This is a genomic window from Ruegeria sp. BHSA118 (assembly GCF_059613405.1).
Genome location: NZ_JBXWSM010000086.1, coordinates 1 through 15658 on the forward strand (window position 1 = coordinate 1; position 15658 = coordinate 15658).

Annotated in this window: 13 protein-coding genes; 4 read left to right on the forward strand and 9 right to left on the reverse strand. The window is 56.9% G+C overall.

What is annotated here, in order from left to right; translation table 11 throughout:
- The 5 genes from AC2FNN_RS19135 to AC2FNN_RS19155 all read right to left on the reverse strand — a co-directional run.
- Nucleotides 1-481, reverse strand: a 481-nt coding sequence (locus tag AC2FNN_RS19135; RefSeq protein WP_496760037.1) for a glycosyltransferase family 2 protein, incomplete at its 3' end; no start/stop codon positions are given.
- 203 nt (nt 482-684) lie between these two features.
- Entirely contained in the window at nt 685-2535 is a 1851-nt protein-coding gene (locus tag AC2FNN_RS19140; protein ID WP_496760038.1) for a hypothetical protein, read from the reverse strand.
- 48 nt (nt 2536-2583) lie between these two features.
- Complete coding sequence (locus tag AC2FNN_RS19145) at nt 2584-3411, reverse strand: class I SAM-dependent methyltransferase (RefSeq protein WP_496760039.1); 828 nt, start codon at nt 3409-3411, stop codon at nt 2584-2586.
- A 175-nt stretch (nt 3412-3586) separates the two neighbouring features.
- Nucleotides 3587-4300, reverse strand: coding sequence for a class I SAM-dependent methyltransferase (locus tag AC2FNN_RS19150; RefSeq protein ID WP_171637872.1), 714 nt, complete (start codon nt 4298-4300; stop codon nt 3587-3589).
- A 268-nt stretch (nt 4301-4568) separates the two neighbouring features.
- Entirely contained in the window at nt 4569-6644 is a 2076-nt protein-coding gene (locus tag AC2FNN_RS19155; RefSeq protein WP_496760040.1) for a right-handed parallel beta-helix repeat-containing protein, read from the reverse strand.
- Between the two features lie 505 nt (nt 6645-7149).
- On the opposite strand from AC2FNN_RS19155, the gene AC2FNN_RS19160 reads away from it, so the two are divergent.
- Together AC2FNN_RS19160 and AC2FNN_RS19165 are read left to right on the forward strand one after the other, a co-directional pair.
- Nucleotides 7150-8379: a right-handed parallel beta-helix repeat-containing protein gene (locus AC2FNN_RS19160; protein WP_496760041.1), complete on the forward strand. Its 1230-nt coding sequence runs from the start codon at nt 7150-7152 to the stop codon at nt 8377-8379.
- Between the two features lie 115 nt (nt 8380-8494).
- Nucleotides 8495-9853, forward strand: coding sequence for an O-antigen ligase family protein (locus tag AC2FNN_RS19165; RefSeq protein WP_496760042.1), 1359 nt, complete (start codon nt 8495-8497; stop codon nt 9851-9853).
- Here AC2FNN_RS19165 and AC2FNN_RS19170 read toward each other — a convergent pair.
- Genes AC2FNN_RS19170 through AC2FNN_RS19185 form a run of 4 tightly spaced genes read right to left on the reverse strand, consistent with a single transcriptional unit; the run spans nt 9850 to nt 13736 of the window.
- Complete coding sequence (locus tag AC2FNN_RS19170) at nt 9850-10530, reverse strand: polysaccharide deacetylase family protein (protein WP_496760043.1); 681 nt, start codon at nt 10528-10530, stop codon at nt 9850-9852. The two genes, AC2FNN_RS19165 and AC2FNN_RS19170, sit on opposite strands and share 4 nt — an antisense overlap.
- Nucleotides 10527-11570 carry a lipid II:glycine glycyltransferase FemX gene (locus tag AC2FNN_RS19175; RefSeq protein ID WP_496760044.1) on the reverse strand — a complete coding sequence of 348 codons (1044 nt, stop codon included), beginning with the start codon at nt 11568-11570 and terminating at the stop codon, nt 10527-10529. The genes AC2FNN_RS19170 and AC2FNN_RS19175 overlap by 4 nt, the downstream gene beginning before the upstream one ends.
- Before the next feature lie 7 nt (nt 11571-11577).
- Nucleotides 11578-12780 (reverse strand): GNAT family N-acetyltransferase, encoded by a 1203-nt coding sequence (locus AC2FNN_RS19180; protein ID WP_496760045.1) that lies wholly within the window; start codon nt 12778-12780, stop codon nt 11578-11580.
- Complete coding sequence (locus AC2FNN_RS19185; RefSeq protein ID WP_496760046.1) at nt 12777-13736, reverse strand: glycosyltransferase family 2 protein; 960 nt, start codon at nt 13734-13736, stop codon at nt 12777-12779. Before AC2FNN_RS19185 ends, AC2FNN_RS19180 begins: the two co-directional genes overlap by 4 nt.
- Before the next feature lie 156 nt (nt 13737-13892).
- Between AC2FNN_RS19185 and AC2FNN_RS19190 the strand changes: the two genes are divergently transcribed.
- Nucleotides 13893-14990 (forward strand): lipid II:glycine glycyltransferase FemX, encoded by a 1098-nt coding sequence (locus AC2FNN_RS19190; protein WP_496760048.1) that lies wholly within the window; start codon nt 13893-13895, stop codon nt 14988-14990.
- Between the two features lie 27 nt (nt 14991-15017).
- A complete protein-coding gene (locus tag AC2FNN_RS19195; protein ID WP_496760047.1) occupies nt 15018-15650 on the forward strand; it encodes a GNAT family N-acetyltransferase in 633 nt (210 codons plus the stop codon).
- The last annotated feature ends 8 nt before the right edge of the window (nt 15651-15658 follow it).

The window sequence follows — 15658 nt, forward strand, 5'->3', positions numbered from 1 at the left end:
GCCGGTTGATGACCTGATAGAACTTCAGCGCTGTCCAGCGTTTCATCGCGGTATCGCTGTCGCGGTGGCGCCGGACGGCATAGACGACATCGAACCCTTCGCGCCACTTTTCAAGAAATGTCTCGATCAGTTCGGGCGGATCCTGCAAATCCGCGTCTATCGGAACAACGGCTTCACCCGCAGCTGCATCCAGCCCCGCCGTCAATGCGATTTCCTTGCCGAAATTGCGCGAAAAGTTCAGCACCTTGATACGATCATCGCGCTCATGCGCGGCGGCCAGAAGCTTGGCAGTTGCGTCTGTGCTGCCGTCGTTCACACAGATGATCTCATAGCTTTCCCCAAGCTGATCGAGGAATTGCCCCAAACGTTCGAACAGAGCCGGCAGAACCTCTTCTTCATTGAACATGGGCACAATGATGCTGAGCGTCGGAGCGCTTTGGTCCGGGGCTATTCCCCGGGACGGAGATGTGGGGGTGCTCATGTTTAAATTTACCATAACGCGTAGCCTTTCCCGTGCGTCTGGGGATAAGTGACCATGGTTTTGCCTTGGGCTCAAAAAGTTCTGTGTGCGTGTGTATTTTTTCGAATTTCAGTGTCTTTTCACAGTCACTAAGCACCTCACGCCGTGCATTGGTGATGACAAAGTTTTTAGTTTGGCGTCATTTGGCCAGTCAGGCGCACGCCTTATTCTAGGTTGCCGGATGGATTCTCTATCGCGCCAAGTGTCAGCTTTTCGGACCAGATGACTGCACCATCCCCACCAACCATCGACACGTCGATCACATCGGGCACCTCACCGTTCCAGCCTGCGGTATAGAAGCACCCGCCATGTATGGTGTGGCCAGGGCTCTGAACGTCGTAAAAAGCGCTGCGAATGGTTGGCGTCGCGGTGTGTATCACGTCAATTCTGCCCCCCCGAACGGGGCGCGCACAGATTTCCGAGAACCGCAGAACCGCTGTTTGTGTGACGCAGACACGGCCGATTTCGGGCCTGTCACTGTCGGCGCACATGAGGTTGCCGGAAAAGCCGGGGCTTTGCGACAGGCAGACATAGGCGGCACCTTGATACAGATAGACGGAATTCTCGGCCGGGAAGGCCTCGCAGGCCAGCGGTCCTTCATACAGCCCGCCCTCGGCGTACCAGTCCAGGTCATACATGTCCTTGAAGATGCCCGGGCGGGAGTTGCCAGCGTGAAATACGGTCCAGCCGATCATGTCCCCCCAAGCCAGATCGGGGTAATCTGTATGGCCGACGATGCGGAATGGCGCGCCGTCATACCCTTCCAGCTCCGCGAGCCGCACCATGATATTCTCGGCAAGCGCCTCATCACGGTCCCCCATTTCGGACTGATCGCTCCAGACGAAAGGCGCCATGACCGCGTATGTAAGCGCAACGATCAGGGGCAGGCCCAGAATGACCGGTGCCGTGAACCCTCTTGCCCGTATTTCGGCATCAACGGCCAGATAGAACACCGCAGCCAGTAAGCCGACATATGCGACGGCCCGAGACGGTATCCACTGCCCATCGTAGGAGAACCAGATCAGCAAAGGCAGCAAGAGAATACCGGTCATACCTGTCAGGATGCGCAGGGCATGCACCCAATTGTGCGGGTTCCGTACAAGGACAGAAATGCTCAGCCCAACGCCCAGCAAGAACCCAATTCCGATATAGGCGGTGTTCAGGGTTTTGATTTCCCAGGGTATTCTTTGTAGCGACCCCCGCCAGATTTGGCCAAGCAATTGAAGGGCTGTTTCAAGCTTGCCCTGCAACTCGTGGAGAGAGGGCATTGCGATACGGTTGGTCGTGGGGACATGGTCATGCAGCTGGGTAGCCAGATGAGCCTGCGCAAAATAGACCAGAAGGCCAAGGCATGATCCGATTGCCGACAGCAGGATGAATATGCCCACGTCTCTGGTCTTGTAATGGTGGGTTCGGATCAGCGCGAGAAACAGGATCACGGCGCCAAAAGGGACAAAAGGCTGATAGAGTGCTGCACAAAGCGCGATGCATTGCGCACCGATCAAAAGCCAGATCACCCGCGCGCCAAACCCTTGTAAAATGCCCCGTTCAAAACATTTGAACCCCGCAACGGAAAGTAGCAATGCCAGTGGGAAAGCAAACACGTGACTCGAAAAGGTAAGGGCGTTGATCATATAGATGTGATGAACGCCAAGCGTGAAAATCAAAAAGGTCGCGAAGGGCCGGGTGTCACGATCGCTGGACTGCCGCGCCAGAATCCACGACAGCAGAAGGAAAACGCCTGCCGCCAGACCAGTCTGTAAAACGGGCAGAAAACGTTCCTGGAGAACATGGACATACAGCACCTCCATCGCCCAGCGACCTTCCTCGGTCGTCCAGTTAAGAGGCATCCCGCCTTCGGGCGCGCCGTGGACCTGACGCCAGTCATCCGGGTTTCTGCCATCCCTGATCAGGCCCGGTGCGGTTGTGATCGCATAAATGAGCAGGCTGGCGGAAATCGCATGCGGCCAGCGGAACCTGGTCGAGAGGATATGTGCGGGTCGTGTAATGCTCATGCTATACATTTCCCACAAGAAACGTGCACACAGCTGTCCCTGACCCGGTCAAAAATACTCTTTCAACCTGCGGGCGCGCTTCATGTTGGATGGCAGCGACACGATGTTTCGTACCAGCCTGGCTGCGGCACGCATCCCCGGAATGGCCTTGAGCGCCGAGAGCCCTTTGGATGTTTTCAGAAGAGCTTCGTAGGTCTGATTGTCCGCATGCCTGAAGTCTTTGGCATGCAGGTCCTTGCCAGCGTTTTCTGTGGGCGCCGATGCGACCGAGGTCGCCTTGCGGTTCACGTCAAAGACGACAAAAGACTCGAAGAAGCTAATCCCCCAGACACGTTTTTCCGAGGTGTCAGGCGTCAGCCGCGAGAACCGATGGTTGATACGGTCCACCATGTTCATGGCATATTTGATGAAGGAACGGTGCCTGAGGCCGAACCCTTCCATGTAGGAGGTATGGGTGTCTTCGACCACAAGCATCCCGCCATCCTTGATATGCGGCAACAGGCATTCCGTCGTAATGATCTGTTGTTCATAGGTGTGGCCGCCATCATCCAGAACGATGTCGATGTCACCGACTTCCCTTACGATTTTTTCAAGGAAATCCGGATCGCTCTGGCTGCCGATGAAAATCTCGAACCCTTCCTGTTCCCAGCGCTTTGCATCGGGGTTCAGTTCAACGCCGATGATGCGCGCCTGTGGGCCAAAGAACTCCCGCCACATGAAAAGAGATCCACCACCCAGAACGCCGATCTCAACAAACGTGATATCCTTTCCGATGTAAGGAGAAAAAAGTTTGTCATACACATCGAAGTAAGTGGAATGCTTACTGCTTTTGTATGGGCTGTTCATATAGGCCTGATAACTTTTCGACTCTAACATCTCTACGTCCTCGGATCTCAACTTGTCATGCGCTCCACCTGTCGAAGCGGGTATTCATAAACTGGGGCGTCAATTCCATTACTTCGTCTGTTTGGCTGTTTTGTGGCTCCGCTCTTTCTACAGCCTCCGGTCTTGCTGGTTTCCTGTCAAACGCCGTGGGCCCGGTCTGGGGCACTTACTTGCGCGTTATGATGATGGCATAGGAAGAATAAACCGCCCATTGGTGCCGGGCGCACAGGCGCGCCAGCCCGTTATCCAGCTGCCGCAGGCCGAAAATCTTATCATAGTAATGGTGCCCGTAATATTCATGTACTTCGATGCTCGAAAACCCGACATCCGCCAACGCCTTTCGCATGTACGGGGTCGAGCCGCGACACAGTGAGTAATAGGCGGGGAATTTGCCGGTATTCTGGCCATCAAAGCGCCGGGGCTGCAACAGTTGAACCGCCTTGCGTGTCAGTTGTTCGGGAAACAGCCAGTTGATCAGGAACGGCGAGGCGAAAATGGTCGGCACCAAGTGAACGGCAACGCCACCATCCGCCAGAAGGTGATGCATGTTTTTGTGGAACTGCTTGCCGTCGGGCATATGCTCGCCACAAAACTTGGACATGATCAGATCGAACCTCTGATCCACATGGCTGACATCGCCGCAGGCGTTGATCTGAAGGGTGTCGAACTCATCGGAAACATGGGAAAGCTCTTCGGCACTTATGTCACTGATCGTGAAGGATGTGACATGATCGGGCAGTGTCTTGTCGCCGGTCGATCGGCTGGTCGTGCCACCGATTTCCATGATCCGGGCCGGTTTTTCATCTGTTATGATGTTCCAGACCGTATCCAGATAATCCTGTCTGCAATCCGTGTGCCAGCGTATTTCTGACTGTACCATTTACTCTCCCAAAAAACCCGTAACCTTGCGCGGCGTTCAAAACGGGGCCAATCGCGATAAAAAGATTTTTGCAATACGCCTTTTAAGGCAGTGACATGGCTGTTTGACCAATCTTTAGATGAATGCTGGCAGCATTCAAAGAACGTATGCACCCAAGTTTACATGACTGGCAATGCCAGGGGGCGGAATAGATATGGGCGGGTCCGAATTTTCGGTACCCGCCCATGCAGTGGTAATCAATAGGCTGTATTTTCAGCGATCTTTGCCGTTACGCGAACAAATCAGAATACGGCTCGACAAACGGGGCTTCTTCGCCGATCGCAAAGGTGTCAACGCTGTCACCAACGTACCAGTCTCTTTCCTGTCCGCCGGCGAAATCGAAATCCGTATTGGTTTCGTCCAGGACAACGGCACCATCGACCAGAATCTGAAGGCGGTCGGTGTCCTGATCAACCATCAGGGTGACCTGATGTGTTTCGCCGTCGCTCAGATCGACATCCGTGATCTTGAAGCCGTCGCGGAACCCGCCATCATTGTTGTCGACTTTTGCGACCAGATGCCCTTTCTTGTTCAGCTTCAGGCCGAAATTCGAATGGTTCCATACAAGCCGTTCAGCACCGGTTTCACCTTCGTCACGGGTTATGTCGACCGAGAAGCTAACCTGCGACGCGTCAGAAATTCCGTCCAGGGTTCCGATGTTTCCCCGGCTATTCTGATTGGATATGTCGATCATCGACAACTCGCTTTGCCAGTCGTCACCAGGGACAGGTTCAGAGCCGGTGTCAGGTTGTTCGGCGCTTGTATCGCCTTCGGCCTGCGTTTCATCGGCCGGAACATGGGTTTTGCCAATCTCAGAAACCCCGTCCAGGCGTGCGATAGTCTCCGGGCTGTCCTGATGGGTTATGTCGATCATCAGTTCGCCCTGCGGGTCGGCACCAAGAACAGGCTCGGACTCGGCGTCGGGCTGCTCGGATCCGGTATCGGGCTGCTCGGACCCGGTGTCGGGCTGTTCGGACCCGGTGTCGGGCTGTTCGGACCCGGTGTCGGGCTGTTCGGACCCGGTGTCGGGCTGTTCGGACCCGGTATCGGGCTGTTCGGACCCGGTATCGGGTTGCCCGGACCCGCTGTCCGGTGGTGTGGGGTTGGTGTTGGGTTGTGATCCCCCGGGGGGAACCTGCTGCGGGGGGGTGGATCCCGTGGCACCGTGCGAGACGGCAGAGCCGGCGTTCAGTGTGTCAGCCAGGCTGCCCGGGATGACGACATATTGGTTGTAGCCATTCCCCTGTGCCGTTGCCTGATAGGTGAAGTTCTGGTCGTACTCACTGGGCTGGATCAGGGCGTTGTTGGCTACGTTCCAGTCAGCCTGCCCGTTATACCCCACGATCTGAGACGTAATGTTGTGATCGATGGTGACGTTTTTGGAACCGGCGGAAACGTTGATCGCCGGGATTTCGATCCCGCCTGTCAGCGTCTTTTCGTCTACGTGCAGGACTGAATTCTTGGTGATCGTAAGCCCATCCACACCATAAAGAGAGATCCCGTGGAAGTGGCCGTTGTAGATCGTATTCCCTTCGATCAGCACGTTGTGGTGGATCACGCTGGGATCGTTGATATCCTTGCCGTCACCGCCAGCCCAGATGGTCTGGGTGAAATCCCCGTTGGCCATGTCAAAGAGGTTGTTGCGGATGGTGATGTTGTCGCTGCCGCTGCCATAGGCGCGCTGAATCTGGATCATGTCACGGTGATCGCCCGAGCCAGCCGCGCCGCCGAAATCGTGCAGGTGGTTGTTCTCAACCAGGATGTTGTCGACATTGTCAAAGACCAGACCATCGGAGCGGATCGTGTGGATGTCGTTGCCGGTGACATTGATCCCGTCGGAATTCACCGCAATGACAGCCTTCCACCATTGTGAGAATTCGGTGTTGTTGATGTTGATATTGGTAGAGCCGGCGATGTTCAGACCTGTGCCATAGCCGGTACCGTCCGCGGATGTTCCGGTGCCGCTGGCAACATCGCCGTCGAAGATCGAGTTGTTGAACGTAATGTTCTGGCTGTCGTAGACGCCGAACTTGCTTTGAAAGTGGTGGTCGCCACCACTGAAGTTGTAGTCAAACTTGATGCTGTCGAACGTGATGTTCGACGATTGCTTGAGGTGCACAGCCGAGAAGCTGGCTTTCGCATTCGGATCCGCGGACTGGATCGTCACGTTCGATGCGAAATTGGTATTGTGGAGGTTCAGTGACCCGTAGTCACCTGCAGTAAGGAGGATTGTCTCACCACCGCTGGCCTGTGACAAAGCCTGGTTCAGCTCTGCGGCGGAAGTTACAATGATAGTCGTCGACATCTTTCACCTGTGTTTCCAAATGCGCTTACCCAAAGCGCTGAAGATCCCGCTCACCCAAGGGGTATGGAACAGTCGCACAAGGGCGACAGATTGGCCGGAATATGGCTATGTTTGGAAACTGTTGCCTGTATGAGGACAATTCTGTCCTTTTGCAGTCATTTCCGAGTGAACTCGATACTCGATACCGGGAATTGTTCCACTTCCCTTAGCGGTTGCGTAGGGTTTGGCGAATTGATTCCCATAGGGCAACAATGGCCACAAAATAGCCATCATTCAGGCGTGTCCTTGCGTATGGGCGATGGGCATCGGCAATGAATTGCCCGGTGCCGTAAGGGAAACCTGGGTGTTGCAAGGGCCATTCGGACGTGCCATGGCGCCAGACAGGCAAGCAGGCGCGATAGACAGTGGAACCCGCCTTGCCTACACTTTCCTGCAAGTGTGGTTATCAGAAAGGTGCGTTATGGCCGGGTCCCGGATTCTTGTCTTGGCAGGGGCGCTACTGCTCATGTTGGGTTTTGATGTGGCGGCCCAGACCCCCTGTCAGGGGCGAGACGTGCGAACGCATCTTCCCGCAACTCAGACCAAGGGGCAGCCGGTCGCAAATGCCGCCGATCTTGGCGCAGCCCTGCAAAATGCCCGGGGCGGGGAAATCTTTCTTCTGGCGCCGGGGAATTATGGAACCCTGAGGATGAACACGGCATACCGGTCACCCGTGGTGATCCGGTCCGCCGATCCTGCCGCACCGGCCTGTTTTACCCGTCTGGTTCTGGAAGGTGCCAGAAATGTGCATCTGGATGGTGTCTATTTCGATTACACCTACAATGGGGGCGATCCGCATTTCATTGCCTATTTCGTCATCCTGAACAGTACGGACATTGTGATATCGAATTCCGTGTTCGACGGTGGGACTGCAAGGGGAACAGGGTCCGAGGCGGACGGGTACAGTATCGGGATCGGCCTGAAAATCGAGCGGGGCGGGAACCTGACCCTTTCAGGCAACGAGTTTCGCAGATGGTGGACAGCGGTTCTGTCCGTGCAATCGCGGCAGTTTGTCTTTACGGGCAACAACATTCACACGATCCGGTCCGATGGGGTTGATGTGGATGCTGCGGATGGCCTGAGAATCGAACGGAACCGGTTTCACGATTTTGGCGGTGCGGCTGGATCCCAGGATCACCGCGACATGATCCAGATTATGCGGGTATCGCCCCGGGGATCTTCGGACATCGTCATCCGTGACAATATATTCGACATGGCCGGCGGCGATTTCACCCAGACCATCTGGGCTGGCGGAGACGGCAAGGATCTCGGCAACCCAGTCATGCGACACCGCAATGTGCTGGTTGAAAACAACATGATCTACAATGGTCATATTCACGGTATTTCGATCCATGGCTCGGACAATATCTCGATCAGAAAGAACTCGGTGATCCATGTGCCCGGCGGTCATTCGGTTCCGGTCATCAACATTTCTCCGGATTCGACCTCGGTGGTCATTGAGCAGAATGCGGTGGCCAATATCATCGGGCACGAGAACCAGCGCGATTGGGTTGTGCTCAACAATGCGTTGATTCAGGATCAGACCCCCTCTCAGGGTGGGTATTATGGCAGCCAGTTCATCTATTACGCGCAAGGCAGGAAAGACGGATACAACGAATACGGCGTACGCCCCGGCAGCCAGCTTGGTCGCCTGAATGCGGGGTCCAGCTTGTCGCAATCCTACCCCTCGCGATGAGGACATTGCGGGCGATGTTGTGGAAAAGTGATTGGCTTCGGGCGCACGGCCAGAATACTGACAATATGTTGGTGCAATCTGTAATATGTTATCCGTTTAAAGGCAGGAATTTTAGATGACAGCCGTTTTGTCAGCGAAAGCCAGCGCCCCGGCGACAAAGCCGGTCGTCCTGGCCTTGCTTATTGTCTCCTTCGCGATGCCGTTCTATTTCCACCTGGGGGGGCTCAAGCTCAGCGGGTATCGGGTGATCCTGCTGCTGTTCATGTTTCCTGCGATCATCGGATGGCTGAGCGGCAAGGCCGGAAAGATCAGGGCCGTTGATATTCTGGCGATCATGTTCAGCTTTTGGTCGGCCCTGTCCATTTCTGTCAATAATGGTTTGGCGCAAATGTGGCAGTTCATCGGGATGTTCATGATCGAAACCCTGGTGCCCTATTTTATTGCCCGAACCTATATCCGGAACCTGGAATCATTTCGGTACTTCGTGAAATGCCTGTTTCTGCTTATCCTCATTTTGCTGCCCTTTGCCCTGTTCGAATCCTTTACGGGCAAGACCCCGCTGTTGAACCTGTTCGGCAAGGTTCTAAGCGTCTATCAGAAATGGATTTTCGAACCTCGGCTTGGACTGCTGCGGGCGCAGACAACGATGCCGCATCCCATCCTGTTCGGCGTGTTCTGCGCGCCGGCCTTCGCGCTGACCTGGTATGTGCTGGGATGGCATAAATCGTTCTTCAAGAAGGTTGGCCTGACCTCGGTAGTAGGGGGGGCGGTGTTCTTTTCCCTTTCATCGGGTGCGTTTCTGAATGTCGTCATTCAACTGGCGCTGATGGGATGGAATTGGATTTTTAGTTTCCTCAGGAAGAAATGGAAAGTTCTGCTGAGCATATTCTGCGTTCTGTATTTCATTGCCGAGATTGGCTCGAACCGAAGTATGTTCCAGATTTTTGCAACCCATTTCACGCTGACCCCCGGTACGGCATGGGCCCGCATCCATACGTTCAACTTCGCATCCGACGATATTCTGCGAAACCCGATCTTCGGTATCGGCCTGAATGACTGGACGCGCCCCCACTGGATGGTACTGCTGAGCAGCGTCGACAATTTCTGGCTGGTGGTCACATTGCGACATGGTTTTCCGGCCCTGTTCCTTCTTGTAGGCGCGATGATTGTCACGTTCTTTAAGCTTGGCAGCAGAAACTTGACCGGGGCAACGGCAGATGCGCGCCTTGGATACCTGATTTCGCTGCTGGGCCTTTGCGTGTCGGCCGTCACCGTCCACCTTTGGGATGCCACGTTCTGTTTTTTGATGTTTCTGCTGGGGGCAGGGGTCTGGTTTCTGGATGCGGATGACGGGTCCGGTCAGGATGGGGACCAGGCCCAGGCCGAGGAAGGAGGGCGAAAGATGCGGTATACCCGGTTTCCCAGGGCCCTGCCCGGAGAACTGTCTATCGGGCGGGTTGCACGCACCCGCTAACCGGTCGTCGTCCAGCGCCGTCTGGCCATTCCCAATGCACGCCGAAGGCGGCGTAAGGGCGCGACCCTGCCAGACAGGACCGCTTGTATCTGGTGATCGCTCATATCCTCGCGCAAGGATGTTCGGGGGCGCAGGAAAGCGTTCTTTTGCCAGGTTCCGCCATCGCTTGACCAGGTGGCCGTGTATCCGGCCATGCGCAGGGCGCACAGAACACGAGCATCATACCGTCCAAAGGGGATGCCTGCCTCGGTCACCGGGTGTGCGCATATCATTTCCAACTGCGCGCGGGATTCGCTGAGTTCTCGGATCAGAGCAGCGTCATCCAGTGTCGGCCAGGCAAGATGGTCAATCCCATGGCTGCCGATTGTCATATCCGCATCCTGCAAGCGACGCAGATGGTCTGCATCCAGTGATCCGGCCTGTCCGATCCGCCCGGTCAGGACAAAGAACCGTGCCCGAAGCCCCCGGGCCGACAGCGCTGGCAGGGCGATGTCATGATCCGAAAGATTGCTGTCATCGAAGGTGATGGTGAACCGGTTCGGATCAGGGTCTGCGGCGATCCGGTCCAGAATCCGTTCGAATTGCTCGACCGAAAGCCAATAGGGAGCCTCGCCCGGTTCCAGAGGGCGTTTTGGTGTTCCGATGCCGTGAAAGTTGATACCGATGGGCTTTGTCATGAGCGCAGTTTCTTCAGGCGGGCGTGAATGGTTTCGGCGATGCTGATCAGGGCAGAGCGGGCGCCGGCAGGGCGGAACTCGTACGGGCCCGCCGCGCGCAGTTCTGTGCCGCCCGTGCGCAGCTTGTAACGTGTGACGGAAGGGTTGGCTTCAGGATCTATCCCGCCCAGGTCGAAATACTTCAGGCCCAGGTCGCGACAGCGCAGCATGGAATGCCACATCAGATAATGCCCGGCATTCAGGCGCCGCCCGGTGTCCAGAGTGGCCCCGAACAGGTAGACGGCATTGGACCCAGCCCGTCCCAGCGTCATCGCGGCAATGTCGGCCCCGTCCTTGCGGGCAAACAGAACCTCATGGGCAAAATCCGATCCCTCAAGGCCATAATAGAATTCTGGCGGGATATCCGGCCGAAAGCCTTTGGCTGTCTGAACCTCGGTATACATCGGATGAAACCGGTCGGCTGCCTGTGCAATCGGCACGATATCCAGATCAAGGCCAGCTTTCAGCGCATTGCGCAGGGGGTTGCGCCATTTCCCGTGCAGGGCACGCATCAGCGTGTCTTCGTCCTGGGTACAATCCACGACCACGGTTCGATAGGCCGGGGATCGATCGGTGGGCAAAAACGCTTCGCTACGGGCCAGCTGATCCAACAATGCAACATCATGCCAGGGCGTGGCCGGAAACCGCAGGCGCAGGATGTGCCCGCTCTCCTGAGCATATGCACGCAGTGCGGCCAGCACGGCACGCAGTGTTGCTGTGTCGGGGTCCGGCCGATCAACATGCTGTACCAGCGGTCCAGCGGCAAGCCATGCAATGCCGCGCCGCAGTCCGGGAACATGTTTGATGCGCAGACATGCGGCGGCAACAGGCTGCCCGTCCGGGGTGGCCAGCATCAGGAACTGTGCCTCTGCCCCGATCCGGCGGGCCGCCGCGCGGGCATAGGTCAGGCTGTGTTCAAGGGTCAGGTCGCGGAATGACGCGCTGAGGGCGGGCCACTTTTCTTCAGGCAGAACCCGTGCGGAGAGCTGATATGCGATCATATCCGCCTCATATTCTTGTTTTGATCCAGCTGGACCACAGCGATTTGTTTTTCAGCGGGATCACGGCCCTCAGCCGGGGTGCAACCCGCCCGAACCAGAGCCTGTAATAGACCAGGTGCAACACACGCGCCCAACCAAGGCAGAGCTTCAGCAAGACAGGGGATATTCCTGATCGCCGTGAGACGATCAGGCGATGAGTGGGCACCGATTCACCGCCATAGACCAGCTTGTAACCATATGCGCCAATCCCGGCTTCGATCCGCGTCACGCCTGCGGCGATCAGCTGTTCAATCATCTGAACCAGGCCGATTTTCCCAAGGCTGAGGCGTTCCAGTTCCGGGTCGGTCGATCTGGCGGGCAACCGCCAATGGCAGGTCTGCCCCGCGACCAGACAGAATTGAGTGGCAAGGGGGCCGTCCCGGCCCTGCTGTTCGACAAACCAGGTTTCCTGCCCCTGCTGGGTGGCGTCTGCCAGATCGCAGTAGAAGGCGGCGCTGCCAGGCCAATCCGCGAAATGGCCTCCTTTTCCAACCTCCTGCCATTGCCGGTTGTGGAATCCGACGAAATCCCCGAATTGATGCGCATCAGGATGGACCATCCGCGTTGTCAGGCCGTGGTCATTCTGTAGATGTTTCAGATCCCGCCGATACTGCCCCCGACGTTTCTTGGACAGGTTGGCAAGATAGCCCTCAAACGTATCGGGCAGTTCGAAAACCGTATGGGTGCCAGCCGGCGTGTCGGTCAGCGCCAGCCCCGGTGCCACCCCATTGCGGATGGCTGCCAGCATGGTGCCGCGTTCCGAGGCGGGGGTGAAACTGACCAGATGCGCCCGGCCATCGCCGAGAAGGCCGTTCAGGGCCTCAGCGCAGCTGTTCCTTAGCGCGGTTTCCGTGGCGGCCAGTTGGAAAATCACCGTGTTGGGATCGGTTGCGGCCAGTTTGGCGATACGGACCCTCACAGGCCCCAGCCAAACCGGATAGATCATGAACGGCAGCAAGGCGACCAGCTGCCCCTGAGCGTCATATGCCACAAGGGTCCGGAGCGTTTTCCCGCGCCCGAAATGAGCCCACCAGGTCAGGACCCAGACCGGAGTGGCATAGATATCCGCGCCGGCCTGTCGGGCCAGTGCGGCCCACACATCGGTCATGCGTTCAAGGCCCTTGACCCCATCAACCCATTTGAATGTCAGCCGGACGTCTGTGTCGGTCACTCTGCCGGCTCCCGGCTGGTCAGGTGATAGCGCAGCGAGGCCCGGGCCAGACGCCGCCGCGCGGTAGCTTCTTCCCGTTGATTTGCGACTGACATGACAAAGCGCAATATGGAGGACCCCACAAAGACCATCCGGCCGCGGAACAGGCCCCAAAGGCCATAATGCTTGCGCAGATAGATCATCTTGCTTTTCTGCATCTGTACGTACATCCGCGAGCGGATCTGGGCGGTGCTTTTGCCACCCCCCTCAAGGTGCAGGATGCGCGCTTCGGGGGTGAACACGCATTTCCAGCCTGCATCGCGGATGCGACGGCACCAGTCGGCCTCTTCCGAGTAGACGAAGAATGCCTCGTCCAGAAGACCCACGGCCTCGAAGACACGACGCGGCACCAGCATGAACATGCCCGAGACGACGTCGACCTCGCGTTGCGAACGCCGATCCCAGTCTCCGTACTCGGCGCGGGCCAGAAGCGGATTGCGCCGAGACAGGCGGTGCAGCCCAAACTCGATCAGCGCCAGGTTTCCCGGACCCGGGTCGGCAAAACAGGTGCGCTGAATGGTGGTTTCATCTTCCAGGACCTGACATCCAGCGCAGCCGACATCCGGGTGCTGATCCAGCCAGTCCAGCATGGTATCGATCGCACCATCCAGAATGATGGTATCGGGATTGAGCAACAGCAGATTGTCACCCCGTGCGATTTCCAGACCCTGATTGTTGGCGGCGGCAAATCCCCGGTTCGTGTCATTGGCGATCAAGCGAACATCAGGGAGTTCGTCACGGACAAGATCGACGGACCCGTCGCTTGATGCATTGTCGACGACGATGACCTCATGCGGCTTCCGGGTCTGCCGGGAAATGGATATCAGGCAATCCCGAAGAATGTCCCGGGTATTCCAGTTCACGATGACAATGGAAACAGCGCATTCGCTCTGCGTGCCGTGTGACGGTGAAGTCATGAAACCCTGTTCTCGTTACTCACTTACATTTTCAAATTGTTTAGCCATTGTTCTGATCTATGAATACACTCAACGTCATTAAGCGACGGCTGTTGTTAAATAGTAGCTGTGAAATTCAGAGCGAATAAACCGGTATATTGAGGTATTAGTTTGGCTGTGCAGGAACTTGAAGGGCAAGATAGTGTTGCGATTGAATGCACTGAAACCCTGACCGCAGACCGGAATGCCGAATGGATGACGTTTCTGAATGCGGCCCGGCATCAGCATCCGCGGCAATCTCCGTTGTTTACGAATTCGGAACAAAGATTAAATCGCAAGGTGATTTATGCCTCAATGCGCCGGGATGGGGCGCTTGTGGGTGTCGCTCTGATCTCGCTTGAACCGCATCCGTATCTGCCCGGTGCCTGGGCCCGGGCCCACTGCCTGAGCGGCCCGGTTTGCGACGATGCCGCCGACATGGTGGCGTTTCTGGATGGCCTGTGCCGACAGCCGGGGTTTTCAAGGGTCGGCAGCCTGACTGTCACCCCGTTCTGGACCGAAGAAGAGGCCGACACACTGGATGCCGCGCTGTCTTGTGCCGGTTGGCGCGTGGCTGAGGAAGATCAGTTTCGTGAAACCGGATGGGTCGACATATCGGTCACGAGCGAAGAGATCATGGCGGCGTTTTCCAAAAGCGCTCGTCGCGAGGTCAGGCGCGCCGAACGGCAGGGCGTGACGTTCCGAAGCGCGCGAACTCCGGAGGAGTTCCGCATTTTTCTCGAGAGCATGAACCGGTTGCGCGTCTCGCGCAGGCTGCCCGAGCTGAGCCTTCCCGCCTATGAGGCGATGTTTGAAGATGTATTGCGGCCCGATGAGATTGGCACCGTGATCATGGCCTGGCAGCAAGAGGCCTTTCTTGCCGGGCTTTTGGTGTATCGCAGCAGGGACATTGTGCACGGCCGGCATTTCACCACCGAGCCGGATCATCTGCGGGCGGCGGGCAACCTGCGTATCGCCCCGGCCTTGTGGTTGGAGGCCATGAGATGGGCCAAGGGCAAGGGCTGTAGCACCCTGGATGTCGAGGGCTATCACGTACCGGTTTCGGGCGAGAAGAAATTCAACATTCACAAGTACAAGTCAGAATTCAATCCGCGTGTCGTGCAGCGGATTTCGGCACGTGAAAAGGTGTTGAACCGGTCTGTGTACCTGACGGGAAATGCGCGTGATCTGATCCGGGGGCAGTTGAAAAAGCTCAAGAGGGCAGCGGCGGGTTAGGTCCCTGAACGATTGGTAAGGCGAAGTATGAATCTGGCTAAAAAAGGCAAATTGCAACTGATCCGGGGGGCCGCGCGACGTGGGCCGGTTGTTCTTGTCCGGCAGCTTTGGCTGGCCCTGATGGACAGCTTTGTGCGCAAACGCCATCTGGTATTCCGGCTGGGCGCGACCAGTTGCGCTGCCCACTCACAAGCCGGGCAGGACGCGCAACAGGTGCGGGAAATCCGATCGCGCGAAGATCTTACCAGTGACGAACTGGTCAGCCTGACGGACCCTGAGGCGGCGCATGACTGGGGAATGCTGGAATGGCTGGACGCCGGGTGGCAGCTTTGGGTGCTGACGGAAGAGGGGCGCATCCAGGCGGTGGCCTGGGTTAGGGATGCCGCGCATAGCCGCGATTTCTTTGTGCCCCTCACCGACACGGAAGAGCTGTTCTGGCATGTTTATGTCCTGCCGCGATACCGCGGCAGAAATTTGCAGGGCCGGCTTTGGAACACGATTGTTGCCAGCAAAATATCCGCAGGAATCGACGGGTTTTATACCAATTGCCGGGATTACAATTTACCTTCCAGGCTCAATATCCTGAAAACGGGGTTTTCACCGGTTGGGCACTGTAATGAATACCGCCTGACACATCATCGGACTTGGCGGCAGTACTGAAATGCGGG